The organism is Dactylosporangium sp. CA-052675 (assembly GCF_050947935.1).
Classification (GTDB): Bacteria; Actinomycetota; Actinomycetes; order Mycobacteriales; family Micromonosporaceae; genus Dactylosporangium.
The window spans coordinates 8,179,498-8,205,025 of sequence record NZ_CP192010.1; the positions used below are offsets into that span (position 1 = coordinate 8,179,498).

The window sequence follows — 25,528 nt, forward strand, 5'->3', positions numbered from 1 at the left end:
TCACTAGCGCCGTCCGCCCGGGGCATTTCGTACCGTTCTAGTCTACCATGTCCGCTTCGCTGCGTCAAGTCCGTCTTACGGGACTTTGTCCAGTTTCACGCACACACAACAACCCTTCCGGAGACCCGGCCGAGTGTCGTAGGCTGTCGGCAGGACGTCCGCTGCGGCTCACTTTCGCGACCCGCGGTGCTCGTCCGTTTCCCTGCCGAGGAAGAACCTTACCCGTTCTGCGTCCGACATCCAAATCGCGTCTGTCGGCCGTTTCGCGGGCACGATCACTCGCCGGTCACCCGGTTTGATGATCGATTTGGCTTCGGCAGGACGACCGCCGCGGCGCGACTGGCGCTCCGCTACCTCGTCCGTTTCCCTGCCGGTCATCTACACTACCCGGCCTTCCGATCACCACCAAATCGATCATGCTCTTTGGTGTTGACCGGCGCGCCGGGCGCCTGTAGCGAGGACAGAAGCTACGCGGCGCCCGGCGCGAGAGTCAAATCGAACTCATCCGCCGGCGAGCTCGACGCCGGCGAACGTGCGCTTTCCCTTGCGCAGCACCAGAAGCCCGCCCGCGAGGGCCCGCTCCGCGGCCACGACCTCCTCGGGATCGGAGACGCGCTCGTTGTTCACGTACGCACCGCCCTCCGACACCGTGCGCCGTGCCTCGTTGCGGCTGGAGGCCAGCCCGGCCGCGATGAACAGGTCGGCGACCGTCGAGCCGGGCGGGGCCTGCACGAGGCCGGCCTCGCTCAGCGCGGCCCGCAGCGTCGACGCCGACAGTTCGCCCAGTGAACCCCGGCCGAACAGCGCCTGACTCGCGGCGATCACCTGCGCGGTCTCCCCGGGTCCGTGCACGATCTTGGACATCTCCTCCGCGAGGCGCCGCTGCCCGAGCCGGGCCGCGGGTCGCTCCGCGGTCTCCTTCTCGATGGCCTCGATCTCCTCGCGCTCCAGGAACGTGAGCTTGCGCAACAGGCTGCCGACGACGGCGTCCTCGAGGTTCACGAAGTACTGGTACAACGCGTAGGGGCTGGTCAGCTCGGCATCCATCCAGAGGCTGCCGCCGCCGGTGGACTTGCCGAGCTTCTCCCCCGCCGAATTCACCAGCAGCGGCGTGGCCAGCAGGTGCACGGAGGCGCCCTCCACGCGATGGATCAGGTCGGTGCCGGCCGTGAGGTTGCCCCACTGGTCGCTGCCGCCGGTCTGCAGACGGCAGTCATACCGGCGGTACAACTCCAGGAAGTCCATTCCCTGGAGGATCTGGTAACTGAACTCGGTGTAGCTGATCCCCGCATCGGAGTTGAGCCGTGCGCTCACCGCGTCCTTGGTGAGCATCTTGTTGACCCGGAAGTGCTTGCCGATCTCCCGCAGGAAGTCGATCGCCGACATGGACGCGGTCCAGTCGTAGTTGTTGACCATCCGGGCGGCGTTGCTGCCGGTGAAGTCCAGGAACGGCTCGATCTGTCCGCGTAGCTTCTCGACCCACTCCGCGACCTGGTCGACCGAGTGCAACTGCCGCTCGGCGGACGGCCGGGGGTCACCGATCAGGCCGGTCGCGCCGCCGACGAGGGCGAGCGGCCGGTGCCCGGCCAGCTGCAGCCGGCGTACCGTCAGCACCTGGAAGAGATGGCCGATGTGCAGGCTCGGCGCCGTGGGGTCGAACCCGCAGTAATAGGTGATCGGCCCCTTCGCCATCTCCTTGCGGAGTTCGTCGAGGTCGGTCGAGAGCGCGATCATGCCGCGCCACTGCAGATCTTCGAGCACATCGGTCATGGGCGCGATTGTCCCACCAGCACCCGGGCGGCTCCCACCGCATTCGGTCCGACCAGGGTGAAGGAGTTTTGTCGTACCCGGTCGCTAGGGTTGGGGCATGGCAGTCGTGAAGATCAACGCGATCGAGGTTCCGGAGGGCGCCGGCCCCGAGCTGGAGCGCCGGTTCGCCGCGCGGCACGGCGCGGTCGAGGGCCAGCCGGGCTTCCTGGGCTTCGAGCTGCTCCGTCCCACGGCCGGCGAGACCCGCTACTTCGTCTACACGAAGTGGGAGTCCGAGGAGCACTTCCAGGCCTGGTCCAGCGGCCCGGCCCGCGAGGCCCACGCGGGTGAGCGCGGCCGCCCGGTCGCGACGGGCGCGAGCCTGCTGGAGTTCGAGGTCGTCGAGCACGCGGACCCGCGGGACTGACCATGGCGCGCTTCGTCCTCTTCCCCGGCCGCCATCACCTGCTGACCCGTTTCCAGGCGGCTTATCTGCGAGCCTTGGTGAAGAGCGAAGACGGCATCGGTACTGCGGGCGCATCCGCCACCGCGCCGCCCACGATCGTCTGGGCGGTGACGAGCGCCAACCACCAGAACACCAAACGCAATCCGGTGTCGTATGACCGCCGCGAGGCCGCCATCGAGCGCTTCAGCGTCCAGGAGGGCCTGCGCTCGCTGGTCGTGCCGGTCTTCGACACCGCGCACACCGACCGCTTCGCCGAGGTCACGCTCAAGAGCGTCGAGTCGGTCCTGGGGCACCGTCTGACGCCGGACGACACCGTGGTGGCCTGCTCGACGCCCGAGGTCGCCGCGCTGTATTCGGCCCTCGGCTTCCCCATCGCCCCGGTGGAGGCCGACACGGCGTTCATCGCCACGCCCGCGGGGGCCGAGCCGATCGCCACCATCACCCCGCCCGGCCCCGAGCGCCCCGCCGCCTCCCCCGCGCCGACCGGTCCCACCACCACCGTCCACACTCCCGAGGAGCCTGGGCCCGCCGCCACCGTCCACACACCCGACGATCCTGGGCCGACCGCCACCGTCCACACGCCCGAGGAGCCTGGGCCCGCCGCCAGCGTTCACACACCCGGCTCCGGAGGCACCGACGGCTCGCGCGACCCTCACCCGGCCTCGGTGCCCGAGCGGCCGTGGGACGTGCTCCTGCGCCTGGCCGGCGGCGACCCGTCCTGGCGCGCGGCGGCGCACCCGGCGACGCTGGACGTCTTCGACCGCTACCGCCTCGGCGAACAGGTCGCCCTCGTGGTGAACGACCCCGTCGTCGGCGAGGAGGGCGGCCTGACCACGACCCGCGACTACCGCACCTACGCCGAGGCGTTCGAGGCCAGCGCCGAGCGCAAGTGGGACCTCGTCAAGCGCCACGTCCGCCCGGGCCGGATCGTCGACGTCGGCTGCGGAGCCGGCGCCGTGCTCGCCCTCGCCGACCGCGAGCCGGCCCTGCGCGAGAGCGACCTGATCGGCGTCGAGGTCGCCCGCCACCTCTACGAGGAGTGCGTGCACCGCAAGGCCCAGGGCTGGTTCACCAACCCCAACGTGTATTTCTACTGCCGAAACGTCCTCGGCGGCGCCGTCTTCCCGCCGCGCTCGATCAACACGACCCTGACGTTCGCGCTGACGCACGAGATCTGGTCCTACGGGCACCAGATGGACTCGCTGCGCGCGTTCGCGCAGGCCATCTACGACCACACGGTCCCCGGGGGCGTCTGGATCAACTCCGACGTCTGCGGCCCCGACAACCGCGCGCTGCGGGTCCGCCTGTCGCTGCAGGGCAGCCCGCCCGCCCCCACGGCGCAGCCCGATCCCGCCGCCCTGGACGAGCTGAGCCGGGACGAGATCGCGGCCCACGTCGAGGCCCTCTCCACCCGGGCGCGGCTGGACCGCTTCGCCGCGGACTTCCACTTCCCGCTGCCCTACAAGGACGTCGAGGACCCCTCCGACCCCGGGGCGGTCGAGATCGCCCTGTCCGACGCCATGGAGTTCCTCACCCACAAGGACTACCCCGACAACTGGCTCTCCGAGGCCCACGAGCAGTTCTGCGGCCTGGAGTTCGCCGACTGGAAGGCCCTGCTGACCGACGTCGGCTTCGAGGTCGACCCGGCATCGCACTCCTGGCGCAACGACTGGATCGTCGAACACCGCATCCGCCCCTACGCCCGGCTGTCCACACTGGACGGCCACCCGCTCGACTGGCCCGACACCCACGTCCTGCTGGTCGCCCGCCGCCCCTTGAACACCTGACACCGTTGATCACCTGACACCGTTGATCACCTGACACCGTTGAACACCTGACACCACTGCCGCCACGAGCGTCGCGGGGCCGACCGGGCGCCGCCGCCGCCGCCCGTGCGCGACTCCGGCATCACCCGTCCGACCCGCACCCAGACTCAGACTCAGGCCCGGCCGCGTGGCGCTGCCCGGCCCGCATCCCGGCCCGGCGAGCGCGGCCGGGCGACCACCGACAGATCGGGGGCACAGCGTGAAGGCGTTGCAGTATTCCGAGTACGGGCCGTCGAGCGTCCTGCACATCGTCGAGCGCGCCGAGCCCGAGCCGCCGGCCGGGCGCATCCGCATCGCCGTGCGGGCCGTGGGGGTGAACCCCTTCGACTGGAAGGTGCGCAACGGCGCCTTCGGCACCTCACCGGACCGCCTCCCGATGATCCCGCACTCCGACGCGGCCGGGGTCGTCGACGCCGTGGGCGAGGGCGTCGAGGGCGTGGCGGTCGGCGACGAGGTGTTCGGGGTGGCCGAGGGCGGCGCGGCCGCCGAGCACGCGATCCTGCGCCACTGGGCGGCGAAGCCCCCGGCCCTGAGCTTCACCGAGGCCGCCGGTCTGCCCAACGTCGTCGAGACCGCCGGTCGCGCCCTGGACCTGCTCGGCCTCGGCCGGACCCAGCCGCCCGCGACCGCGCACGGCCCCGCCGCCGCGCAGGGCCCCGCGACCGCGCACGGCACCACGACCGCGACAGCGCCCGGCACTGCGAGCACAGGCGACGCCGGGACCGGCGCATCAGCGGCCTCCAGCTCTCCGGCACCCACCGCCGCCGCACCAAGCGGCAACGCACCAGCCGGCGGCGTATCAGCCGGCGACACAGCAACCAGCGGCGTAGCAGGGAACACAGCGACCGGCGGCGTATCAGGCGGTGCAGCCACCAGCGGCGTAGCAGGCGGTGCAGCCACCAGCGGCGAGCCGGGTGGCGAGGGCCGTGCGGCCCATCGGGACGACGCGCAGCCCGCCGCGGGCGTGACGCTCGTCGTCAACGGGGCGGCCGGCGGGGTCGGGATCGCCGCGGTGCAGATCGCCATCGCTCGCGGGGCCACGGTCATCGGCACCGCGAGCGAGCGCAACCACGACTTCCTGCGCGGGCTGGGGGTGATCCCGGTGACGTACGGGCCGGGGCTCGCCGACCGCATCCGCGCGCTCGCGCCGGACGGGGTCGACCGGGCGCTGGACACGGCCGGGCGCGGGGCCGTCGCCGAACTCGTCACGCTCACCCCGACGCCGGCGGACGTGGTGAGCATCGCCGACTTCGACGCGCCGAAGCTCGGGGCGCGGGTCACCGACGGCTCCGAGGGCCGCGCGTACCAGACGATGCACGAGGCCGCCGCCCTCTACACCGCGGGCCGCTTCTCGATGCCGGTCGAGCGCACGTTCCCGCTGGAGGAGGCCGCGGCCGCGAACGACCTGAGCGAGTCCGGCCACGTCCGCGGCAAGATCGTCATCACCATCTGACCACCCCCGCCGGGAGCCGAAGAGCCGACCACCGGGGGGCAGCGCGAAAACCGCCGGGCGGCGAGTGCGAGAGCCACCCGGCGGGAGCTCGAGGGCCACCCGGCGGGAGCGCTGGACCATCAGCCGGGGAGTTGGCGGTCAGGGGCCGAGGTCCACCGGGGCCGGGGTGGCCCGCTTGCAGACCCGGTTGTCGCCCGAGCTGCGGCCCATCACGTGGCGGGCGGCCCACGGCAGCATGTGCCGGCGCATCCAGGCCAGCTCCGCGGTGATCGCCCGGTGGCGGGGGCGGCGCACCGGCGGCGGCAGCGACGCGTTCCAGGAGTCATCGAAGCCGGGGAGGCCGAGGGCGTACGCGAGGGCGCGGCCGATGCGCTCGTGCCCGGCGCTGTTCGCGTGCAGGCGGTCGTCGCTCCACAGGCGCGGATCGGAGGCCACCGGGTATGCGCCGAGGTCCAGCAGGATCGCGCCGCTGTCCGCGGTCGCCTTGCGGATGGCCTCGTTGAGGGCGAGGACGCGGCCGCGCAGGGGCTTGGCGATGGGCATCACCGGGGCCGGGTCCGGCAGCGTGAAGGTGAGCACGGTCGCGCCCGAGGAGACCAGGGCGTCCTGCATGGCGAAGATGTCGGCGGCCACCGCGGCCACGTCGAAGGAGCCGCGGAGGATGTCGTTCATGCCCGCCACGACGGTGGCCAGGTCCGGCTCCAGGGCCACCGCGGGGGCCAGCTGCTCGGCGCGGATCCGGGCCGTGGTGCGGCCGCGGATGGCCAGGTTGGCGTATTCCAGGACCGGCCCGCCGCCGCCGGACTGCGACCGCGCCACGTGCTCGGCGAAGCGGTCCGCCCAGCCTCGGTAGCCGCCCCGCCCGTCCGGGTCGTCCATGCCCTCCGTGGTGCTGTCGCCGATGGCGACGTAGCGGCGGTACACCCTCGTCATGACGTGCGCGAGGCGTAGGCGGCGCGGGCCGACTCGACGGTCGGCAGGTGCTCGGCCGCCCAGGCGCGGCAGGCGTCCATCGCCGGGAAGAGGGTGCGGCCGAGGTCCGTGATGGCGTATTCGACGCGCGGCGGGAGCTCGTCGTAGGCGGTCCGGGTGATCATGCCGTCGCGCTCGAGGGCCCGCAGGGTCTCCGCGAGCACCTTCGCCGACACGCGGCGCAGCGGCACGCGCAGCTCGGTGAAGCGGCGGGGGGAGCCGTCACGCAGGCAGGTCAGGACCATGCCCGCCCACTTGTCGCCGATCTGGAACGGCGTCGCGGACGACGGGCAGGCCGGGTCGAACAGGTCCGGCGGCAGCGGTGCGCGCATGCGCTCACGGTAACGCGCGCCCCGGTTACGTTGCAGTCACCGGGGTCTGCCGTTCTACGGTCCGGGGCATGACCAGGACAGTGGTATTCGGAGCGGGTGGGCGGGCCGGTCGTGCGGTGCTGGCGGAGGCGCGGCGGCGCGGTGTCACGGCGACCGCGGTGGTACGGGATCCGGGGAGGTACCCGGACCTGCGGGACGCGGTCGCCGGGGACGTCACCGATCCGGCGCTCGTGGCCCGCGCGGCGCACGGGCACGACACCGCGATCGTGACGGTGTACAGCGCGGAGCAGCACGACTACGCGGCGGCGATGGAACGCCTGCTGGAGGGGCTGGAGCGGGCCGGCGTCCCCCGGCTGCTCGTCGTCGGGCTCGCCCCCACGCTCGGGCCGCTGCCCGAGGACTTCCCGGCCGCCTGGCGGCCGTTCGTGGAGGCGCGCCGCGCGGAGCTGGCGGTGCTGCACCGCTACGCGGGGCCCGTCGACTGGGTGGTCGTCACCCCGCCGATGGAGCTGGTGGCGAGCGATGACGGCGGGTACACCTACGCGGCGCTGGCGGCGGCACTGCTGGACGAGGTCGTCGCAGGCCGCCACCACCGCCGTCAGATCGCAGCCGGCGGCTAGACCGACTTCTGGTAGGACCGGAACGTGCGCGTGGACAGCCACACCAGCAGCGCGGCCAGGACCACCAGGGCGCCGCCGTAGGACAGGGTGCGGGGCCCGTCGAACGTGCCGGCCAGCGCCGAGCGGCACGTCTCCAGGGCCCAGTTCACCGGGTTGCCCCGGGCCGCCGTGCGCATCCACGGCGGCATCAGGGCCGGGGCCATGAACGACGAGGACAGGAACGTCAGCGGCAGCAACAGCAGGGTGTTGAGGCCGATGATGGTCTCGCGCCGGCGCACCAGCATGCCCGCGATGTTCGACAGGGCGCTGAACACCACGCCGAGCAGGGCCGCCGACGCGACGAGCAGCAGCACCCCGCCCACGGGGTAGGCGGCGCCGGCGGCCACGCCCAGCAGCACGATGATCACGGACTGCAGGGTGACGCTCAGGGTCTGCTCGACGACGACGGCCTCGAGGATCGCGCCGCGGCGGGCGGGCGTGGTGAGCAAGCGGTTCATGGTGCCGCGGTCGATCTCCTCGAGCACGCCCATGCCGGACCACATGCTGGAGGAGACCGCGGTCATGACCACGATGCCGGGCACCAGGTACTCGATGTAGCCGCCGCTGCCGAACCCGGGCAGCTCGACGATCCGGCGGAACAGGTTGCCGAACAGGAACAGCCAGATCACGGGCTGTACGAGCGTCACGAGCAGCAATGCCGGCTGCTGCACGAAGACCTTCAGGCGCCGCGCGGTCAGGTACACGAGGGTCATGCCGAAACCTCCAGGCGACGACCGGCGTGCCGCAGGTACACGTCATCGAGACTCGGACGCGCGACCGTGACCGTGGCGACCCCGATCCCGCGGGCGTCGAGGGCGGCGAGCGCGGCGGGGACGGCGGCCGCCCCGTCGTCGGCCCGGGCCGACAGCCGCATGCCGTCGAGGGTCACCTCGCGCAGCATCGGCAGTCCCGTGAGCGCCGCGCGGGCCTGCGGGCCGTTCGCGGTTTCCGGGATTTCGATGTGTACCGCGTCCCCGCGCAGCTCCCCCTTGAGCCGATCCGGGCTCCCCTCGGCGACGACCCGCCCGCCGTCGACGATGACGAGCCGGTCGGCCAGGCGGTCCGCCTCGTCCAGGTAGTGCGTGGTGAGCAGGATCGCCAGCCCGGTGAGCCCCTTGATCTCCCGCCACAGGGCGGTGCGCGCCTCGGGGTCGAGCCCGGTCGTCGGCTCGTCGAGGAACAGCACCTCGGGCCGGTGTACCAGGCCCATGGCGACGTCGAGGCGGCGCTGCATGCCGCCGGACCAGTCGCGGGTGGGACGGTCCGCGGCGCCGGTGAGGTCGAAGCGCTCCAGCAGCTCCCCGACGCGGCGGCGCAGCCCGGCGCCGCGCAGGCCGAACAGGTGGCCCTGCAGCGTGAGGTTCTCGCGGCCGGAGGCGGCCGGGTCGAGCCCGCCGCGCTGGGCGACGACGCCGATCGCGGCCCGGGCCCGGCCCGGCGCGCGGGTCACGTCGTGGCCCATGACCTCGGCGTGGCCGGAGTCGGCGCGGGTCAGCGTGGTGAGGATCTTGACGGTGGTGGACTTGCCGGCGCCGTTGGGGCCGAGCAGCCCGACGATCTCGCCCGGCTCGACGGTGAGCGACAGGCGGTCGAGGGCGCGCACGCCCTTGGGGTAGGTCTTGACGAGGTCCCGGGCCAGGATGGCAGCGGGCATGACGGTCTCCCGTTCGGTCGGACCGGCCGCGCGGGTTCGCTATCCTGGCATGTGCAGACACCAGAGACCGGATTCGTTCCCGCGAAGTCGGTTGAGGTCGTTTCCCGGGTCGTGGTGTTCCCGCACCATGGCCCGGGTTTTTACTGCTCCCGGCGTCCGTCCTGCGACGGTCCGGATGCCAGGCGTTCGTGTCCGGCGCGCCAGAGCTCGACGCCGGAGAGGGTGCCCTGCTCGATCTCGGTGACGAGGCCGCGCACCCAGTCGGCCTCGGCGCGCAGCAGCGCCAGGCCGAACTCGACCTCGACGGTGAACAGGCGCGGGACGGTCTCGGCATAGGAGGCGATCGCCGCCTCCTCGTCCGCGATCCGGCGCGTGAGGATCTCCGCGCGCTCGCGCAGCAGGCCGACGGCCTCGTCGGGCGGCAGCACGCCGAGCACGGACAGGGCCGCGCGCAGCTTCGGGTACTCCCGCTCGGGCTCCCCGACCAGGTCGCGCACCCAGTCGACGGCCTCCGCGCGGCCGGCCTCGGTGATCGAGTACACGGTCCGCTCCGGGCGCCGGCCCTCGCGCGTGGTCCCGGCCGCCTCGATGAAGCCGTGCTTCTCGAGGTTGCCGACCACGGTGTAGAGCGAGCCCCACTGGATCTTGAGGTCCTGCTCCTTGCCGTGGCCGCGCATCTCCGCGGCGATCTCGTACGGGTGCATGGGCCGCTGGTACAGCGTCGTCAGGACGTGCAGGGCGAGCAGGTTGCCAACCTTGCGCCGCTTGGCCATCGCGCACCCCCCGACATCCTCGCACACGGATACTCGCCGACGAGTATAGAGACATACTCGTCGGCGAGTAAAGCGCGCAGCGGCCTCCCCCGGGCGGCTACGCGGACGCGGCGAACGCCTCGAACTGCTCGGCCACCCCGGTCAGGTGCTCCTGCTCGTTCGACGAGCCGTCGGGGGTCGAGACGCGCCAGCGCCGCTGCCCCGGCACGATCGCGACCCGGATCGAGGCGCCGTCCTCCCGCCACAGCTCGGCCGACGTGTTGTCCTCGTCGAGCCGGCCGATGAAGTCGCGGATGTCGTCCCCGGTCGGATGATGGGCCAGCGACCCGTCCTCGGTCGTCATCCTCGGCACCGGCAGCCGCAGCAGCCGCCGCGGCTGCCAGAGCGCCGCAGGCTGATGGCGACCGGGCCGCTGGAAACACAGCAGCTCGCACTCGTCGGCCAGCTTGTGGATGAAGTGCAGCGCCTCGCCGGGCGCGTCCCGGTGCAGCGCCAGCAGCACGTGCGTGGCCTCGCCGACCACCGGCTCCGCCCACAGCGCCGGATCGACTCCCGCCCGCACCTCGCGGTCGAAGCGCTCCACGCCGGGATCGACGATCGCCCATTCCGCGTCGCCGCGCCGCAACGCCTCGTAACGGTCGACACCCTGGTCAACCGTGATCGGCCGGGCCTCGTACCAGACACCAACCTCGATCAACTCCGCCATGGAAGACCAACCTACGGAACCGGTGGAAATGGGCGCAACCCAGCCACGCTGGGTGCCGAATCCATCACCAGATCCGGGTTCTACCCTTGGTGATCATCACTCTGCGCTATGTGGCGCGCGGCGACCGTCTCGACCAGTCCCCCGGCCGCGTGCGTGGTCACCGTCAGCGGGCCGCCCGTATCCCCTGGTAGATCCAGGATTACGGCGGTGAGCGGGAGTGCGGCGACCCGGCCGTGAGCGGTCAGCCGCCCGGCCGGCTCGGCCCGCGCCCCGGCGATGTCGGTCCAGAGCACCGTCACGGACGGGTGACGACGCGACGACAGTCCGCGCGTGCGCAGCGTCAGGCCGTCGTCGCCGGTCGTGATGCACACCGGCACGCCGCCGCCGAACAGCAGGGCGAGGCCGGGGCCGAGCTCCCAGATGAGCGCCGCGCGCTCCAGCGGCACGCGGCCGAACCAGCGCAGCGCGCCGGCGGCGTGCGCGGCCCGCTGCCGGCGACGCGCCCACCACTGGACCAGCAGCACGGGGCCGACCGCGGCCGCGGTGATGCCGGCGAAGGCCAGGGCCGCGGGCCAGCGCCCGAGCAGCGGCAGCCCGACCGGTACCGCGGCGGCGAGCCCGAGCCACCAGCCGCGCCCCCGCACCGGGTCAACGCTACGCGGGCGGGGCATGATGGGGCATGCCCTCTGCGCGCCTCGTCCGGCCGCTCCTGACGGCCGCGGTCCTGGTCCTGGCCGTGGCCGGCTGCGGCGGCAAGGAGGCCCCGCCGGCCGCCGTGCCGCAGTTCGCCTCCGCCCCGGCCTCGGCCGCGGAGCCGAGCGCCGCCCCGCCGCCGTCCAGCGCCGCCCCGCCGGCCGCGCCCACCAGCGCCGCCCCCGTCGCCGTCCCGGCCGGCGTCACCGCGGGCATCGTGATCTACGACCGGCAGGCGGAGGCGTACGTCCTGCAGCAGAAGCCCAGCTGGCGGTTCCGCTCCGCGTCGCTGGTCAAGCTGCTCATCGCGCTCGACTACTTCTGGAACAAGGGCCCCGCGTACTCGGTGCCGGCCGCCGACCAGCCCAGGCTCCAGGTGATGCTGCGCAGCAGCGACGACGCGGCCGCGACCGGGCTGTGGAAGGCCGGCGGGCAGCGCGAGATCGTCAGCCGCATGGTGCAGCGGCTCGGGCTGCAGGACACCGCACCCCCGCCGGTCAGCCAGCCGGGGTACTGGGGCTACACGGCGATCAGCGCGGGCGACCTGGTGCGGGTGTACCGGTACATCCTCGACGAGGCGCCGGCCCCGGTGCGCGAGTTCATCATGGGCAACCTGCACCAGACCACGAAGTGCGGGACCGACCACTACGACCAGTCCTTCGGCATCCCGAGCACGTTCAAGGCCCCGCGCTCGGCCAAGCAGGGCTGGTCGGGCTTCGGCGACGACCCGGCCACCCCGTGCGTGGCCGGCGCCGGCTACGACGGCGGCGCGCGGTTCGTGCCGGCCGCGGCCGGCACGAACGCGCCCGACATGATGGGCGAGGTGCTGCACACCACGGGCACCGTCGGGGAGAACGACCGGTACATCGTGGCCGTGCTGTCGGTACACCCGGATGGTTCGCCGTTCGCGAAGGCGGCCGCCAACCTCACGAAGATCACGAAGGCGCTGCCCCTGCCGGCGTCCACCAAGCTCTAGGACGGCGGGCCGCCCGGTCGTGTCGAGACGGGCCTGACGGCTCCGACCACCTCGTGACGCCATTCCTGAGAGGAATCTTTTTTGCGATGAAGTACCTGCTGCTCATCCACATGAACCCCGACGTGTGGTCGACGCTCACCCAGGCCGACATCGACGAGGTGATGTCCGGGCACGACCAGTTCATCAAGACCATCACCGAGTCCGGCGAGCTGATCCGCACCGACGCGCTCGGCGGGCCCGAGGAGAGCGCGGTCGTGCGGGTGCGCTCCGGCGCGGCGACGGTCACCGACGGGCCCTACGTCGAGGCCAAGGAGTTCCTGGCCGGGTTCTACCTGGTCGAGTGCGAGTCCCGGGACCGCGCGTGCGAGCTGGCCGCCATGATCCCGGATGCGAAGTGGAACGCGATCGAGGTGCGCGCCATCGTGCACACCCAGGAGAAGTAACCCAGCGTGTCCACGCGGCGGCCGATCCGTCACCGGGCGGATCGGCCGCCGCCGTTTTGTCGGTGGTGGTCCGTAGAATCGCGGCCATGGAGAGTGCACTCGATGTTCTACGCAGGGTGTTCGGTTACGACGCGTTCCGGGGCAGCCAGCAGGAGATCATCGAGCATGTGATCGCGGGCGGCGACGCCCTCGTCCTCATGCCGACGGGCGGCGGCAAGTCGCTGTGCTACCAGATCCCGGCCATCGTCCGGCCGGGCACGGCGGTCGTGATCTCCCCGCTCATCGCGCTCATGCAGAACCAGGTCGACACGCTGCGGGAGCTGGGCGTGCGGGCCGGGTTCATCAACTCCACCCTCGACTTCGACACCCGCCGCACGGTCGAGGCCGAGTTCGCCGGCGGCGAGCTCGACCTGCTCTACCTCGCCCCCGAGGCCCTCGCCTCGCAGAGCACCATGCGGCTGCTGGACCGCGGCAAGATCGGGCTCTTCGCGATCGACGAGGCGCACTGCGTCTCGCAGTGGGGCCACGACTTCCGCCCCGACTACCTCAACCTGTCGATGCTGCACGAGCGCTGGCCGGACGTGCCGCGCATCGCGCTGACCGCGACCGCGACCAGCGCCACGCACAAGGAGATCGCGACCCGGCTCGGCCTCGACGAGGCCCGGCACTTCGTGTCGAGCTTCGACCGGCCCAACATCCAGTACCGCATCGTGGCCAAGCAGGACCCGCGGCGGCAGCTGCTGGAGTTCCTGCGCGGGGAGCACCGCGGCGAGGCCGGGATCGTCTACTGCCTGTCCCGCAACTCCGTCGAGAAGATCGCCGACTTCCTCAAGGACAACGGCATCCCCGCCCTGCCCTACCACGCCGGCCTCGACGCCCGGACCCGCGCCACCAACCAGGACCGGTTCCTGCGCGAGGACGGGCTCGTCATGGTCGCGACCATCGCGTTCGGGATGGGCATCGACAAGCCCGACGTCCGGTTCGTCGCCCACCTCGACCTGCCGAAGTCCATCGAGGGCTACTACCAGGAGACGGGCCGGGCCGGGCGCGACGGGGAGCCGTCGGTCGCCTGGCTGGCCTACGGCCTGCAGGACGTCGTGCAGCAGCGCAAGATGATCGACACCTCCGAGGGCGACGCCGCCCACCGCCGCAACCTCGGCCGGCACCTCGACGCGATGCTGGCGCTGTGCGAGACCGTCGAGTGCCGGCGCGGGCAGCTGCTGGCCTACTTCGGCCAGGAGCTCGGCAAGCCCTGCGACAACTGCGACACGTGCCTGGCCCCGCCCGAGTCGTGGGACGGCACGATCGCGGCGCAGAAGCTGCTCTCGACCGTCTACCGGCTCGAGCGCGAGCGGGGGCAGAAGTTCGGCGCCGGCCAGTGCATCGACATCCTGCTCGGCAAGAAGACCGACAAGGTCGTGCAGTGGCACCACGACGAGCTGAGCGTGTTCGGCGTCGGCACCGACCTGCGCGACAACGAGTGGCGGGCCGTGATCCGGCAGCTGCTGGCGCAGCGCCTGCTGTCCGTCGAGGGCGACTACGGCACCCTGGTGCTGACGGAGAGCAGCGCCGAGGTGCTGGGCCGCCGCCGCACGGTGATGATGCGCCGCGAACCCGAACGCGCGATCTCGGCCGCCAAGACCGCGAAGACGGCACGCCAGGACGCGTCGGCCGCCCTGCCCGCCGCGGCGACGCCCGTGTTCGAGCACCTGCGGGCCTGGCGGGCGGCGACGGCCAAGGAGCAGTCCGTGCCCGCCTACGTCATCTTCCACGACGCCACGCTCCGCCAGATCGCCACGAGCCGCCCGCGGACGCTGGCGGAGCTGTCGGCCGTGAACGGCGTCGGGGAGAACAAGCTCGCTAAGTTCGGCCAGCAGATCCTGGACGCCCTAGCGGAGCTGGACTGACCGTCCCCTCCACGAAGATGCTGTGCCAGAGGCAGAAGCTCAGGACGATCCAGAGCTTCCGCGCGTGGTCGGCCTGACCGCGCTCGTGCTCCTTGAGCAGGTCGTGGGCGTAGTCGAGGTCCAGCAGCGCCTTCGCGCCGGACGTGGACAGCACGTGGTGGGCCCACTCGTTGAGCTCCGAGCGCAGCCAGGCCTTGGCCGGGGTCGGGAAGCCGAGCTTCGGGCGGTCCTTGATGAAGGCCGGCACGATGCCCTCGGCCGCCTGGCGCAGCGCGTACTTCGTCGTGGTGCCCTTGCGCGGGACCTTCAGGTGCGGCGGCAGCGTCGAGAGCACCTCGAAGACCCGGCGATCCAGGTAGGGCACGCGCAGCTCCAGCGAGTGCGCCATCGACATGCGGTCGGCCTTGGTCAGGATGTCGCCGGGCAGCCAGGTGTTCAGGTCGATGTGCTGCATGGTCGTCGCCGGGTCCAGGTCCTCGACCTCCGCGTAGAGCGCCGCGGTCACGTGCGCGTGCCCGACCGCGGGGGCGCCGCGCAGCAGGCGGGACCGTTCGGCGTCGGAGAGGATGCGGGCGTTGCCGAAGTACCGCCGGCGCAGTGGCGTTGTCGCCCGCTCCAGGTAACTCTTGCCGCGCATCCCCTCCGGCATCACCCGGGCCACCCGCCGCAGCGCCCGCTGGATCGACGGGCCCCGGCGGGAGACGGGCGCGAGGGACTGCGGCTCGCGGTAGATCGCGTAGCCGCCGGCGAGCTCGTCCGCGCCCTCGCCCGACAGGACGACCGTGACGTGCTCGGCGGCGGTGCGGCACAGGAAGTACAGCGGCACGATCGACGGGTCCGCGACCGGGTCGCCGAGGTGCCAGACGATCCGCGGCAGCGCCTCCATGACGTCGGCCGGGCTCACGATCGACGGGATCAGCTCCACGCCGAGCTCGCGGGCCGAGCGCTCGGCGATCTCGACCTCGTCGTTGCCGGCCTCGAAGCCGGCGGTGAACGCCCGCAGGTGCGGATGGTGCTCGGCGGCCAGGGCGACGATCGCGGTCGAGTCGATGCCGCTGGACAGGAACGCGCCCACCGGGACGTCGGCGCGCATGTGCGCCTTGACGCTGTCGCGCAGGGCCTCGCGCAGGTCGGCCACGACGGCGGCCTCCTCGGCGGCCGGGTCGGGGCGGAAGGCGGGGCGGCTCCAGCGGCGGATCTCCGGGGCGCGGCCGAGCTGCTTGGTGAGCAGGGCACCGGCGGGCAGCCGGGCGATGTCGCGGTGGAGGGTGTACGGCTCGGGGACGTACTGCATCGTGAGGTACAGCGACATCGCGGTCGGATCGAGGTCCTCGGCGGCGCAGTCCAGCAGCGGCGCCTTCTCGCTGGCGAGCCAGACGCCGTCGCGGGTCACCACGTAGTAGAGCGGCTTGATCCCGAACGGGTCGCGCGCCGCGTAGAGCGTGTCCGTCTCCTCGTCCCACAGCGCGAACGCGAACATGCCGCGCAGCCGGTCCAGGGCGGCCTCGCCCCAGACGTGGAACGCGGCCGCGACCACCTCGGCGTCGCCGTCGGTCGCGAACGTGGCGCCGTGGTCGCGGATCAGCTCCTCGCGCAGCGCCTCGAAGTTGTAGACCTCGCCGTTGAAGACGAGCGTCCAGCGGTCGGCGTAGCGCAGCGGCTGGCGGCTGCCCTGCCGGTCGATGACGGCCAGACGCGCGAACCCGGCGGCCGTGCCGGGGCCGAGCCGCTCCAGGGCCAGGTCGTCGGGGCCCCGGTGCTCGAGCAGGGCGAGCCGGCGCTCCATCGCGCCGAGGGTCGCCGCGGTGATGATGTCGTTGGTGGTGTACATCAGGAAGCCGCACATGCCAGTCAGCCGATCACCGCCCGGGCCCGCCCCGGGGCCGATGCCGGGCCGTCCATCCCACGACTCCCCCGGGCTCGGCGACCGGGGTAACCTGGGCGTTTCCCGGCCACAACGGGCGGCGCGGGGTGATCTGGCCACGGGGGCGGTTAGCGGTCCGGACGCCGGGTAGCCGCGCGCCATGCTCCTGAGGGTTGTGCGGCTGCTGGTGTGCGGAGTGCTCGGCGGGGTGGTGCTCGCGGCCGCGGCCCTGCCCGTCGCGATCGCGGGCGGCGGTGCGGCCAAGGCCGGCGGCGACACGTGGGAGTCGCTGCCGACGGAGCTGGCGACGCCCCGGGCCGCGCAGACCTCCTACGTGTACGCCAACGACGGCAAGACGCTCATCACCGCGTTTTACGACGAGAACCGGCGCGACGTCGCGCTCGACGAGATCGCCCCGGTGATGGGGCAGGCCGTCGTCGCCGCCGAGGACGCGCGCTTCTACCAGCATCACGGCGTCGACATCCGCGGCGTGGCGCGCGCGTTCGTGTCCAACAGCCGTGGCGGGGCGCAGCAGGGGGCCTCGACGCTGACCATGCAGTACGTCCGCAACGTCCTGAAGAATGACCCGGACCTGACGCCGCAGCAGCACGTCGACGCCCTCTCCGACACCCCGGCGCGCAAGGTGCGCGAGATGCGCTACGCGCAGGCGATCGAGAAGAAGTTCTCGAAGGCCGAGATTCTGCGGCGGTACCTGAACATCGCCTACTTCGGCGCGGGTGCGTACGGCATCGCGTCGGCCGCGCAGACGTACTTCGGCAAGTCCCCGGCCGACCTGACCCTGCCCGAGGCCGCCATGCTCGCCGGTCTGCTGCAGTCCCCCGACGTCGACAACCCGCTCACCGGGGACCGGACGGCGGCCATGAACCGCCGCGAGTACACCCTGGCCTCGATGGCGAAGATGCACACGATCTCCGCCCAGGACGCCGCGGCGGCCACGACGGCGGACCTGCACCTGACCGAGCTCCGGCCGCCCAACGACTGCACCGCGGTGCCCCAGGAGCACAACGACTGGGGCTTCTTCTGCGACTACTTCCGCGAGTGGTGGAACGAGCGCCCCGAGTTCGGCACCACCCCGACCGAGCGCGACGAGCGGCTGCGCACGGGCGGGTACACGATCGTCACGTCGCTGGACCCGAACGTGCAGGCGGCGGCGACGAGCCAGTCCCTCGGTGTCTACGGCTACGGCAACGCGCGCTCGCTGCCGCTGGCCGTCGTGACGCCCGGCAGCGGCCGCATCCTGGCCATGGCGGTGAACCGGCACTACAGCCTGGCGCCGGGCCGGGAGAACACCGTGAACCAGCTGATCGCGGGCGGCGCCGGGGTGGAGGGCTACCAGGCGGGCTCGACGTTCAAGATGTTCACGATGCTGGCCGCGCTCGACGGCGGCCTGCCCCTGAACACCCACTTCAACGCCCCGGCCCGCCTGACGACCATCTGGCCGGGCAGCGCCTCGGCCAGCTGCGGCGGCCACTGGTGCCCCGCCAACGACACCCCGTCGTGGATGGACGGCGACCGCACGATGTGGAACGGGTTCGGGCGGTCGGTGAACACGTACTTCGTGTGGCTGGAGCAGCGGATCGGCGCGCGGCGGGCGGTGGACATGGCGCAGCGCCTGGGCATCAAGTTCCGCGGGCAGCTGGATCAGAGCCTCGCCGCGAATGCCGATAAATGGGGATCTTTCACCCTGGGCGTGGCGCAGACGACGCCGCTGGACCTGGCCAACGCGTACGCCGCGGTGGCGGCGGGCGGCCTGTACTGCGCCCCGCTGCCCGTCCTGTCGATCAAGGACCCCGACGGCGTGTCGCTGGACGCGGGCTCCCCCGAGTGCCGCCAGGTCGTCGACCCGGACGTGGCCGCGGCGGCGACGGACGCCGCGCGCTGCCCGGTGGGCCGCGGCTCGGCCTACGGCAAGTGCGACGGCGGCACCGCGGAGAACGTCTCCGGGATCTTGGGGGGCCGCCCGGTGGCGGGCAAGACGGGCAGCTCCGAGAACAACGCGACCGAGACCTTCGCCGGCTTCACACCGCAGGTCGCGGCGGCGGGGATCGCGGTGAACGCGGACAACCCGAACGACTACGTGGGCGGGGGCGTGTCGAGCGCCGTGAACCAGGCGGTGGCCTTGACCATGGTCGCGGCGCTGCGGGGCCAGCCGGCGCAGGCGTTCCCAGCCCCGTCGCGCGCGAGAGCCCTCGGCACGTAACGCGCGCCGGCCCCGGCGCGCGACCCGCGCCGGGCCTGGTCAAGCCGCACCTCAAGCCGCACCCCAAGCGGCGGCCCGCGCAGGCCCGGCCGCCTGATCCGCTGACCAGATCACTCAAGGCCATCGACGACGAACGATCAGACCCAGCGGATCAGACCAGACCAGAACCCGACGCCGTGCACAGGCGACGTGCGTGCGGGCGTCCGTGGCAGGCGAGCGATCAGGGCCGGCCCGACCTCACATCCGACCCGGGGCCGCGGGGTCGATCAAGACGTGCCCGAACATCGTCGGCGGTGCGTTCCGTTCATTCACCTACGCTACCATCCGCATCCAAATTTTTGCCCTTGTCGATCACCCAGCGATCGCGCCCCGTAGCCGGACAGCTACTACGCCGCGTAGCCGCGCAAGGCGATCCAGTCGGCCATCCGCTGGATGCCCAGGGTGTACGAGCCTACGCCGAGCGCGTCCGCCGGATCCGCGATCCGCACGGTGTCGCCGTTGTTGCTGTAGCCGACGATCGTCAGGTAGTGACCGCCCGGGTACGCGTGGCCGTTCCCGGCATCGTCCACTGTGGACCCCGAGATGTTCGCGACCACGGCGTAGCCCTGGCTGATCGCGTGCACGACCCTCTGCTTCAGCTCCGCCGTGTCGGCCGCCGACGCGGACTGGCCGCGGATGAAGTGGGCGGTGTAGAAGTTGCTGCCGGTGTACGCGTTCAGGGCCCGCGTCGTGTCCTGCGACGAGTTCGTGCCGCTCTCCGTCGTGCCCAGGGACTGCGCGACCTGGGACTGGGACGGGAACAGGTTGCGGGCCGTCAGGGCGATCCGGGTCGCCGCGGGGCCGCAGAAGTAGTAGTTCTCCTGCCAGGCGAACTGGTACGGCAGGTCCAGCTGGGCGGGGGCCGCGGGCGCGGCCGGCGCCGAGGTCTGGGCCTGGGACTGGGACTGAGACTGGGACTGGGACTGGGTCGGGGCCGCAGTCGGGCGTTTGGCGCGGTCGGCCTTCGACGGGCTTTCCCGGGGCACCACGGCTTCGGCCGCGGCGGCGGGAGGCGCACTCGGCACAGATGCGTTCGAGGCGGCCACGGCGCCGAGGCCGGCCGCCAGCGCGACAACCGCCGACGCCACCGCGACCGGCAGCCGCGGCGCTGTGAGGATGCGCCGCGCATGACGGGATCGGTAGATGTACGACACGGGGAACGAACCTAAATGCGCCGCTCAAAGGCCGTCTCACCCCCTGGGTGAGACGGCCAGCGGGCCACTCGCCCAGGGCTCGGGCGCCTCGGGGCAGCTCGCCCGGGCGCGGAATCTCATCCCTGAAATCACCCTCTGCTCGACCCGGTCCTAGTCTCGCCCAATGCTCGCCGGCCAAGACGAAAATCAACAGCTCACGAGCGGTCCGCGTCACCTTCGGACCCGCCGCTTCCGCCACGCCGGGCAGTCGCCGGGGCAACCGGGGGTCCGCGTGATGGCGCCGTTCTGGGAGCGGACGCAGCTCTGGGAGCCGACACAACAACTCTGGGAGCGCACCCAGCCGGTCCGCTCCGGCATCGCGACCGCGGTCGCGGCCATTCCCGGTCTCGGCGCGCCGCAGCGCCGGGTCATGCCGCCCTTCTGGGAGCCGAAACAGCCGATCCGGGCCGGTGTCGCGGCCTCGCTCGCCGCCCTCGCGCTCATCGCCGTCCTGCCCGGCCGCGGTGCGGAGCCCGCGCAACCATCGCCGCAGGCGCAGGCGGCCCAGGTCACCACCGCGCGGGCCGAGCCGTCGAAGGCGTCCCGCGGTGAGCAGCGCGCGGAGGCGCCGAAGCCCATCCCGGCGCCGACGGCACCGGCCGTCGTGGCCCCCGTGGGCGGGCTCAGCCGGGCCGAGATGGACAACGCGATCGCGATCGTCGACGTGGCCAAGCGCGAGAACCTGCCCAAGCGCGCGGCCATCGTCGCGCTCGCCACCGCGCTGCAGGAGAGTCACCTGCGCAACCTGGCCAACCCGAACGTCCCGGCGTCGCTGGGCCGTCCGAACGAGGGCGTCGGCTACGACTACGACTCCGTCGGGCTGTTCCAGCAGCGGCCGAACTGGGGCTCCGTCGACCAGCTCATGGACCCGCACGAGTCCGCGCGGCGGTTCTACTCGGCGCTGACGCGCATCCCCGGCTGGGGCGACTACGCGGTGACCGTCGCGGCCCAGATGGTGCAGGGCTCGGCGTTCCCGGACGCGTACGCGAAGTGGGAGAACCTCGCCACCCAGATCGCCGACGCGACCATGTGAGTCCCCGATATCACCCCGAAGGCCAAGCGGTCTCGCCCGGCTGGGTCGCAGGATGCCCGCATGCGCACACGAACCACTGTTGCGGCCCTGGCGCTCGCGGCCGCCGGGCTGACCGCCTGCCACGGCGACCCGCCGAAGGCCGCCGAGAAGCCGAAGCCGCCGCCGCTCAAGCCGGCGGCGCTGAGTATCACGCCGGCGTCGGGTGCGGGCGCGGTGCCGATCAGCGCCGAGATCGGCACCAGCGTCACCGACGGCAAGATCACCTCGGTGTCGCTCGCGGACGCCGCGGGGCAACCGATCCCCGGGGCGCCCCGCGATGACGGCTCCACCTGGGTACCGGCGGCGGCCCTGCGGTACGACACCTCGTACACCGCGAAGGTGACCGCCGTCGGTGCCGACAACCGCCCGGTCACCCAGGTGACGACCTTCCACACGGCCGCGAAACCGTCCGGCTCGGCCGTGACGAGCGACCTGATGCTCACCAACGGCGCGACCTACGGCGTCGGCATGCCGATCGTGGTCGAGTTCGGTTCCGACGTACCGCAGCAGGACCGCGCGGCCGTCCAGCAGCGCCTGTTCGTGACGAGTGACCCGCCGCAGCCGGGGGCGTGGCACTGGTTCGGCGGGCGGCAGGTGATGTTCCGGCCCGAGCACTACTGGCAGCCCGGCACGAAGATCACGGCCCGCAAGGCCCTCAACGGGGTCGCCATCGGCAACGGGCACGCCGACGAGGACTTCAGCGCGAGCGTCACGATCGGCCGCAAGCTCACGATCGACATCGACAACAGCACCAAGACGATGCAGGTGTCGGTGAACGACGCCGTCGTGCGCAGCATGCCCGTGAGCCTCGGCAAGGCGTCGACCCCGACGTCGAGCGGCACCACGGTGATCATGTCGCGCGAGCCGTCGGCGGTGTTCAAGACGCCGGAGTACACCACGACCGTGCAGTACGCGATGCGCCTCACCTGGGGCGGCCAGTACATCCACGCCGCTCCCTGGTCCGTCGCCGACCAGGGCAAGCGCAACGTCTCGCACGGCTGCACCAACGTGTCCACCGACAACGCCCGCTGGCTGTACGAGCAGGTCCTCGTCGGCGACCCGGTCGTCACCCGCGGCACCGAGGTCGGTCTCGACCCCGGCGACGGCTGGACGGCGTGGGACCTGCCCTGGTCCGAGTACACGAAAGCCTGAGAGGAGCCCGGCATGGAGGTCATCCGCGCGCCCAGCACGAGCCGTCCGGCGCCGCAGCAGCGATATTCGGGAGTCGCCTGGATCGGCCGCGACGTCGTCGCCCTGGAGCCGTCCCGCCTGGCCACGTTCCACGCCCAGTTCAACCCGGGCGCGCGCACGGCCTGGCACCGCTGCCCGTACGGCCGCGTCCTGCACGTGCTGCACGGCATCGGCCGCGTCCAGCGCCGGGGCGGCCCGGTCCACGAGGTCCGGGCGGGCGACACGGTCGTGGTCGCCGCGGGCGAGTGGCACTGGCACGGCGCCGCCCCGACCACGTTCGTCGCGGTGGTGTCGACCCACGAGACGGACCCGGACGGGCCCGGCACCGAGTGGGGCGAGCAGGTGACCGACGCCGAGTACGCGCGCCCGCCCCAGTCCACCGCGATCCGCCTGCCCGACGAGGACCGGGTCGCGACCCGGGAACCCACCTGGTGACACGGGAGCCCGCCTGGTGACACGGGAGCCCGCCTGGTGACACGGGAGCCCGCCTGGTGACACGGGAGGCCCGGACCGCCGACGGTCCGGGCCTCCGTCACGCCCGGGGCAGTTTCGGCAGTTTCGGCAGTTTCGGGACGTGGCGGCGGTACTCGCTCACCGTCGGGTCCCCGGTCAGCCAGAAGCGCCAGGGCACGTCGTGGGCGCCGGTCACGCCGACGCGGGGGCCGGCGGAGATCTCGCCGACCGGGGCGGCCGGGGCGCTCAGCGCGCCGTCGAGCAGGTAGGTGCCGTAGAAGTCGCGGCCGATCGCGAGGGCGCTGCACAGCCGGGCCGGGCCGCGGGCCAGGTCGGCGTCCGTGCGGGCGGCCGGGCGGCGGCCGCGGGCCACGTCCACGCCCGCGACGATCTCGCCGGCGCGCAGGAGCACGGCCGACGCGGTGCCCTCGGTGCCCGTGACGACGTTCATGCAGTAGTGCATGCCGTAGGTGAAGTAGACGTAGGCGTAGCCGGCCGGGCCGAACATGATGGCGTTGCGCGGGGTCCGGCCGCGGTGGGCGTGGGAGGCGGGGTCCTCGCCGGTGCCGGAGTACGCCTCGACCTCGGTCAGCCGGACCGTCACCCCGCCGGCGGTGAGCCGGCAGCCGAGCAGTGCCCGCGCGGCCTGTTCGACCGGGGCCGCGAGGGCGTCGGCGAGGCTCACGAGGTGATCAGGCCGATGCGCCGGACGAGGTCGTCGACCGTCCGGTCCAGCGGCGGCAGCGGGAAGCCGGGGACGAACTGGCGCATGACGACCGCGCCGTGCAGCGAGGTCCACAGGGTCGAGGCGTCGGCGAACGGGTCGGTGCTGGTCGAGCGGCCGGCGCTCACGCACTCGCGGATGCCCTCGACGAGGACCGAGAATGCCTCCAGGCGGTCCTGCCACACCACCGGCAGGTCGGTCACGTCGGTGGCGCTGTCCACCCGGGGGCGCTCCGCGCGCCGGCGGCCGAAGAGGACCCGGTAGCGGGCGGGGTCCTGCATGCCGAAGTCGGCGTACGCATGGCAGCCCGCCAGCAGCCGCTCCACCGGGTCGCTCACGCCCTCGGCGGCGTCGAGCACGTGCAGCCGCAGGCGCTCGAAGGCGATGTTCAGCACCGCGTCGAGGATCGCGTCGCGGTCGGCGAAGTGGGTGTAGATCGACGGCGCCGAGATCCCGGCCTCGCGGGCGACGGAGCGCAAGGTCAGCGCCTCCTCGTTGCCCTCGCGCTCGAGCAGGCGCTCGGCCGCGGCCACGATCTCGTCGCGCAGCAGAGCCCCTTCGCCGCGCCGGTTGCGGGTCCGGCCGCCACCGGCCGAACCCGCGGAGTCCGACTTCATACCGTTCATCATGCCGTCTGCGCGACGAGCTCCGTCGAGCGGACCGCGTCCGGGGCCACCCGGCGCGGGCGGACGATGAGCACGGTCAGGGCCATCAGCAGCGAGATCCCGGCGGCGATGAGCGCGCCGCGGGACATGGCGTCGGTGAAGGCCTGGTCCGCGACGGCGATGACGTGCTGCGCGGCCGGGGCGGGCAGGGTCGCGGCGAACCCGTGGGCCGTGGGCAGGTCGGTGCCGGCGGGGCCCAGGTCCAGACCGGCCGTGGACTCGCTCCTGATGGCGGAGCGGTAGGCGGAGGAGACCACGGTGCCGAGGACCGCGATGCCCAGCACGCCGCCCAGCTCCCGGATCACGCTGTTGAGGGCGCTGGCCATGGAGGCGAACGGGGGCGGGACGGAGCCGCTGATCTGCAGGCTGGCCGGGGCCATCATCATGCCCATGCCGAGGCCGATGACGCCGGTACCGGCGGCGATCCTCCAGAACTCGGTGTGCACGCCGGTGGCGGCGAGGGCCAGCAGGCCGGCGGTGGCCAGGAACAGCCCGAGCGCGAGGGTGCCGCGGGTGCCGAGCCGGCGGGTGATGAGCGGCGAGGTGGCCGAGGTCGCGGCCATGGCCGCGGCGAACGGCATCGCGCCGAGGCCGGCCGTGAGCGGGCTGTAGCCGTGCACCAGCTGCAGGTACTGCGACAGCTCGAACAGCGTCCCGAAGAGCACGAAGAACACCACGGCGAGGGAGAGTGCGGCTACGGCGAAGGTGCGGTTGGTGAACAGGTCGAGCCGCACGAGGGGGGACGCGGCCCGGCGCTGCCACAGCACGAAGACCACGACGAGGACGGCGGCGGCGGCGAACTCGGCGAGCGTGACGGCGCCGGTCCAGCCGCGCGCGGGGGCCTGGATGACGGCGTCGACCAGGGCCGCGACCGCCGCGGTGGACAGCAGCGCGCCGGGCACGTCGAGGCGGCCGCCGCGCACGGCGGGGACGGCGGGCACGACCGCGAGGACGGCCGCGACGGCGAAGGCGACGAGCGGGACGTTGATCCAGAAGGCGCTGCTCCACGAGTAGTGCTCGAGCAGGGCGCCGCCGGTGACGGGGCCGACGAGCACGCCGATGCCGGCCGCGGCGGACCAGGCGCCGAAGGCCTTCGGCCGTTCGTGGGCGGGGAAGATGCGGGTGATGACCGCGAGGGTCGCCGGCATGACGAACGCGGCGCCGAGGCCCATCACCGCGCGCCAGGCGATGAGCTGCCCGGGCGAGTCCGACAGGGCCGCGACCGCGGAGCCGCCGCCGAAGACGACGAGCCCGCCGAGCAGGGCGTTGCGGGAGCCGAGCCGGGCGCCCAGGCTGCCGGCGAGGATCAGGGCGGAGGCGAAGACGAGGGTGTACGCGTCGGTGATCCACTGCAGGTCGGCGGTGCCGGCCCGCAGCGCGTGGGCGAGGGAGGGCAGCGCGGTGTTGAGCACGGAGTTGTCGAGGGTGACGGCGATGAGCGTCAGGCTGAGCACCGCGAGTGCGGCCCAGCGACGCGGGTACTCGGACATGCGGACT

Annotated in this window: 24 protein-coding genes; 11 read left to right on the forward strand and 13 right to left on the reverse strand. The window is 72.7% G+C overall.

The features are described 5' to 3' along the window. Window positions 1-501 precede the first annotated feature (501 nt). Window positions 502-1,770, reverse strand: a complete 1,269-nt coding sequence (gene tyrS / locus ACQP1P_RS36245; protein WP_433078054.1) for a tyrosine--tRNA ligase — start codon at window positions 1,768-1,770, stop codon at window positions 502-504. Window positions 1,771-1,867: 97 nt separating this feature from the next. Here tyrS and ACQP1P_RS36250 point away from each other — a divergent pair, with 97 nt between their 5' ends. The 3 genes from ACQP1P_RS36250 (at window position 1,868) to ACQP1P_RS36260 (ending at window position 5,494) form a co-directional block, all read left to right on the forward strand. Beyond that, entirely contained in the window at window positions 1,868-2,176 is a 309-nt protein-coding gene (locus ACQP1P_RS36250) for an antibiotic biosynthesis monooxygenase family protein (RefSeq protein WP_433078056.1), read from the forward strand. A gap of 2 nt (window positions 2,177-2,178) precedes the next feature. Continuing rightward, on the forward strand, window positions 2,179-4,002 hold the full coding sequence (locus ACQP1P_RS36255) for a class I SAM-dependent methyltransferase (protein ID WP_433078058.1): 1,824 nt from the start codon (window positions 2,179-2,181) through the stop codon (window positions 4,000-4,002). A 247-nt stretch (window positions 4,003-4,249) separates the two neighbouring features. After that, window positions 4,250-5,494, forward strand: coding sequence for an NADP-dependent oxidoreductase (locus ACQP1P_RS36260; protein WP_433078060.1), 1,245 nt, complete (start codon window positions 4,250-4,252; stop codon window positions 5,492-5,494). A 138-nt stretch (window positions 5,495-5,632) separates the two neighbouring features. Here ACQP1P_RS36260 and ACQP1P_RS36265 read toward each other — a convergent pair whose 3' ends face one another. Beyond that, window positions 5,633-6,427, reverse strand: a complete 795-nt coding sequence (locus ACQP1P_RS36265) for an SGNH/GDSL hydrolase family protein (protein ID WP_433078062.1) — start codon at window positions 6,425-6,427, stop codon at window positions 5,633-5,635. Beyond that, window positions 6,424-6,798: a winged helix-turn-helix transcriptional regulator gene (locus ACQP1P_RS36270; protein ID WP_433078064.1), complete on the reverse strand. Its 375-nt coding sequence runs from the start codon at window positions 6,796-6,798 to the stop codon at window positions 6,424-6,426. Before ACQP1P_RS36270 ends, ACQP1P_RS36265 begins: the two co-directional genes overlap by 4 nt. A gap of 68 nt (window positions 6,799-6,866) precedes the next feature. Here ACQP1P_RS36270 and ACQP1P_RS36275 point away from each other — a divergent pair, with 68 nt between their 5' ends. Further along, entirely contained in the window at window positions 6,867-7,418 is a 552-nt protein-coding gene (locus ACQP1P_RS36275) for an NAD(P)-dependent oxidoreductase (RefSeq protein WP_433078066.1), read from the forward strand. On the opposite strand, the gene ACQP1P_RS36280 is transcribed toward ACQP1P_RS36275, so the two are convergent. The 5 genes from ACQP1P_RS36280 to ACQP1P_RS36300 form a co-directional block, all read right to left on the reverse strand. After that, a complete protein-coding gene (locus tag ACQP1P_RS36280) occupies window positions 7,415-8,170 on the reverse strand; it encodes an ABC transporter permease (protein WP_433078068.1) in 756 nt (251 codons plus the stop codon). The two genes, ACQP1P_RS36275 and ACQP1P_RS36280, sit on opposite strands and share 4 nt — an antisense overlap. Further along, window positions 8,167-9,111: an ABC transporter ATP-binding protein gene (locus ACQP1P_RS36285; RefSeq protein ID WP_433078070.1), complete on the reverse strand. Its 945-nt coding sequence runs from the start codon at window positions 9,109-9,111 to the stop codon at window positions 8,167-8,169. Before ACQP1P_RS36285 ends, ACQP1P_RS36280 begins: the two co-directional genes overlap by 4 nt. A gap of 140 nt (window positions 9,112-9,251) precedes the next feature. Then, window positions 9,252-9,884 carry a PadR family transcriptional regulator gene (locus ACQP1P_RS36290; RefSeq protein WP_433078073.1) on the reverse strand — a complete coding sequence of 211 codons (633 nt, stop codon included), beginning with the start codon at window positions 9,882-9,884 and terminating at the stop codon, window positions 9,252-9,254. A gap of 97 nt (window positions 9,885-9,981) precedes the next feature. Next, complete coding sequence (locus ACQP1P_RS36295) at window positions 9,982-10,590, reverse strand: hypothetical protein (protein ID WP_433078075.1); 609 nt, start codon at window positions 10,588-10,590, stop codon at window positions 9,982-9,984. 80 nt (window positions 10,591-10,670) lie between these two features. After that, window positions 10,671-11,234 (reverse strand): hypothetical protein, encoded by a 564-nt coding sequence (locus ACQP1P_RS36300; protein ID WP_433078077.1) that lies wholly within the window; start codon window positions 11,232-11,234, stop codon window positions 10,671-10,673. Window positions 11,235-11,269: 35 nt separating this feature from the next. Here ACQP1P_RS36300 and ACQP1P_RS36305 point away from each other — a divergent pair, with 35 nt between their 5' ends. From ACQP1P_RS36305 to recQ, 3 genes are all read left to right on the forward strand, one after another. Next, window positions 11,270-12,259, forward strand: a complete 990-nt coding sequence (locus ACQP1P_RS36305) for a hypothetical protein (protein WP_433078079.1) — start codon at window positions 11,270-11,272, stop codon at window positions 12,257-12,259. Between the two features lie 86 nt (window positions 12,260-12,345). Then, complete coding sequence (locus tag ACQP1P_RS36310; protein ID WP_433078081.1) at window positions 12,346-12,702, forward strand: YciI family protein; 357 nt, start codon at window positions 12,346-12,348, stop codon at window positions 12,700-12,702. An 86-nt stretch (window positions 12,703-12,788) separates the two neighbouring features. After that, window positions 12,789-14,609 carry a DNA helicase RecQ gene (gene recQ, locus ACQP1P_RS36315; RefSeq protein WP_433078083.1) on the forward strand — a complete coding sequence of 607 codons (1,821 nt, stop codon included), beginning with the start codon at window positions 12,789-12,791 and terminating at the stop codon, window positions 14,607-14,609. Here recQ and asnB read toward each other — a convergent pair. Then, window positions 14,563-16,455, reverse strand: coding sequence for an asparagine synthase (glutamine-hydrolyzing) (gene asnB, locus ACQP1P_RS36320; RefSeq protein WP_433078085.1), 1,893 nt, complete (start codon window positions 16,453-16,455; stop codon window positions 14,563-14,565). The genes recQ and asnB overlap by 47 nt on opposite strands. A 178-nt stretch (window positions 16,456-16,633) precedes the next feature. Here asnB and ACQP1P_RS36325 point away from each other — a divergent pair, with 178 nt between their 5' ends. After that, window positions 16,634-18,694 (forward strand): transglycosylase domain-containing protein, encoded by a 2,061-nt coding sequence (locus tag ACQP1P_RS36325; protein ID WP_433078087.1) that lies wholly within the window; start codon window positions 16,634-16,636, stop codon window positions 18,692-18,694. Window positions 18,695-19,080: 386 nt separating this feature from the next. Here ACQP1P_RS36325 and ACQP1P_RS36330 read toward each other — a convergent pair whose 3' ends face one another. Then, on the reverse strand, window positions 19,081-19,887 hold the full coding sequence (locus ACQP1P_RS36330; RefSeq protein ID WP_433078089.1) for a C39 family peptidase: 807 nt from the start codon (window positions 19,885-19,887) through the stop codon (window positions 19,081-19,083). 274 nt (window positions 19,888-20,161) lie between these two features. On the opposite strand from ACQP1P_RS36330, the gene ACQP1P_RS36335 reads away from it, so the two are divergent. The 3 genes from ACQP1P_RS36335 to ACQP1P_RS36345 are packed head-to-tail and all read left to right on the forward strand — an operon-like array spanning window position 20,162 to window position 22,624. Beyond that, window positions 20,162-20,959, forward strand: a complete 798-nt coding sequence (locus ACQP1P_RS36335) for a hypothetical protein (RefSeq protein WP_433078091.1) — start codon at window positions 20,162-20,164, stop codon at window positions 20,957-20,959. 60 nt (window positions 20,960-21,019) lie between these two features. Next, window positions 21,020-22,150, forward strand: a complete 1,131-nt coding sequence (locus tag ACQP1P_RS36340; RefSeq protein WP_433078093.1) for an Ig-like domain-containing protein — start codon at window positions 21,020-21,022, stop codon at window positions 22,148-22,150. Between the two features lie 12 nt (window positions 22,151-22,162). After that, complete coding sequence (locus tag ACQP1P_RS36345; RefSeq protein ID WP_350612505.1) at window positions 22,163-22,624, forward strand: cupin domain-containing protein; 462 nt, start codon at window positions 22,163-22,165, stop codon at window positions 22,622-22,624. Window positions 22,625-22,721: 97 nt separating this feature from the next. On the opposite strand, the gene ACQP1P_RS36350 is transcribed toward ACQP1P_RS36345, so the two are convergent. Genes ACQP1P_RS36350 through ACQP1P_RS36360 form a run of 3 tightly spaced genes read right to left on the reverse strand, consistent with a single transcriptional unit; the run spans window position 22,722 to window position 25,521 of the window. Then, a complete protein-coding gene (locus ACQP1P_RS36350; RefSeq protein WP_433078096.1) occupies window positions 22,722-23,327 on the reverse strand; it encodes a DNA-3-methyladenine glycosylase in 606 nt (201 codons plus the stop codon). After that, on the reverse strand, window positions 23,324-23,983 hold the full coding sequence (locus tag ACQP1P_RS36355; RefSeq protein WP_433078098.1) for a TetR/AcrR family transcriptional regulator: 660 nt from the start codon (window positions 23,981-23,983) through the stop codon (window positions 23,324-23,326). The genes ACQP1P_RS36350 and ACQP1P_RS36355 overlap by 4 nt, the downstream gene beginning before the upstream one ends. A gap of 8 nt (window positions 23,984-23,991) precedes the next feature. Then, window positions 23,992-25,521: an MFS transporter gene (locus ACQP1P_RS36360; RefSeq protein ID WP_433078100.1), complete on the reverse strand. Its 1,530-nt coding sequence runs from the start codon at window positions 25,519-25,521 to the stop codon at window positions 23,992-23,994. Window positions 25,522-25,528 lie beyond the last annotated feature (7 nt).